General features: G+C 52.8%; 1 protein-coding gene. It reads left to right on the forward strand.

What is annotated here, in order from left to right; all coding sequences use genetic code 11:
• Window positions 1–614: 614 nt before the first annotated feature.
• Window positions 615–1,703, forward strand: a complete 1,089-nt coding sequence (locus tag LPW39_RS13950; protein ID WP_230776052.1) for a hypothetical protein — start codon at window positions 615–617, stop codon at window positions 1,701–1,703.
• The last annotated feature ends 31 nt before the right edge of the window (window positions 1,704–1,734 follow it).

Consider the following 1,734-nt stretch of genomic DNA (forward strand, 5'->3'; position numbering starts at 1 on the left):
TTAGCCCGGTTCAATTCGAGGAGCGGCAACGTTTAAAGGGCTAGGCAAAGTGTCCGGGAAACTGGGGGAAGCCCAAACTGTCCTTTCGCTCAACGAGCCGGCGTTCTACCAAGGAATCCATGACCAAGCCATCGAAGAGCTGCTCTCAAGCATCTTGATGGGGAAGGCTATGGTCTGGCATGACCCCAAGTGTCCGGGTTTAGAGGGCATCAAGGTCCCACGATCAATCCGAACCGAGTTGGCAGCCCGCACCCGTCAGCTCGACGCCGAGAAGTCCTCTTAGCATGCTCATCTCTCCAACCAAATTCCCATTGGAGTCAGAGGTGGGCTTCCTACTGCGCGTTGCTCATGCCAACGGATTGTGTGAGCCTAAATGGCTCGCTACGGATGCCACAAAAGGACTTCACCAACGACTGCGCATCTGTCCCCGTTGCTTGTTCGAGCCAAGTGCTTATTGGTTCGCCGCGTGGCAGAGCGGGCCTCCCATCTGTCACCAGCATCAATGCTGGCTCATTGATGCATGTCCGGACTGTCTGAAGCCTTTTAGTTTTTCGACTTGTAGGCTCCATTCGTGTAGATGCGGCCAGCCGTATCAAGCACATTGCAGTGTCCCGGTGGACCCACAAATTTGGAAGAGCCTCTATGTGGATAGAGTTGATCCAGATGTTCTGATGTGGATGGGATCTTTGTCTAAGCATGGTTTACAAGGCAAGCCAGGCAAACGTGCAAGCTCCAAACAGGTGCAAGAGATTGCTGAATTTATCGAGCTTGGATCGGCTGCGGCAGTGGAGTGGCCAAAGGAATTTCATGCGCTTCTCAGCCGCATACGTATCCCACAGACAAGTGCCAAGATTGCACTTGCAAGTAGCGCATTTCCAGCATTCGCTAAGCGCATTCGCTCAATCCGTGATCCCGATTGGAGAGCCAGAATCGAGATCGAATTTCTTGCCTACATAAGGAACACTCAGGGGCAAGAAAGTGCCCTTCTTTCCAGACAAATCAGATCTACGAGCAATGCAAAACTGATTGCTGGGAGGCACGGACTCTCCGTGGACCGTATCAAACGGGTAGCTTCGCAAAATGCGTTACCTGTGCGTGTAACGGAAGGAGGCCGAAAGCGGTATGTCATTGCGCCTGAAATCGAGGAGCGAATGATTAAAGATCTTGGTGATGAAGTGTCGACCAAGCAGGCGTCAGCTGTCCTAGGCCTGCACCCTACGCGCATCACTGCGCTACTCTCAGTGCAAGAACTGTCTGCGTTGGGACGAGGGATCAGGCTTGCCTCAATTCGCTTATTCAAGGATCAGATACTGGCGTTGGCGGCACCCGTCGACTCGCGATCAGATCGATGGGTTTCCTTGAGCAAAGCCCTCAAGACGTGTGTACCTCGCACAATGACTGCTGAATTTTTCCAAGCAATCAGGACACACAAGATTGAGGTGAAGAGCAACCCTCAGCTAGCTGCCAAGACACTAGGTGATGAGCTACTAATTCAACCCGACCAAGTAGCTGCATGGCTGGCACCCCGACGCTCTGTACAACGGTGCTCAGACCTTAAGCTCGACATCACTCATGTAGCCAAGACGCTTGGAGTCAAACCGGATGTGGTGCGCTCGCTTGTTCTCAACGGCTTTCTCACTCCCATAGAGAGTCGAGATCGTATTGGGCTTCCCCCGGTTTTCCGGACACATCGAATGACATGATGCGTTTAGGAGGCGAATATGCCAAGGACGA

The sequence above is a fragment of the Comamonas koreensis genome, from assembly GCF_021026195.1.
Classification (GTDB): Bacteria; Pseudomonadota; Gammaproteobacteria; order Burkholderiales; family Burkholderiaceae_C; genus Comamonas; species Comamonas koreensis.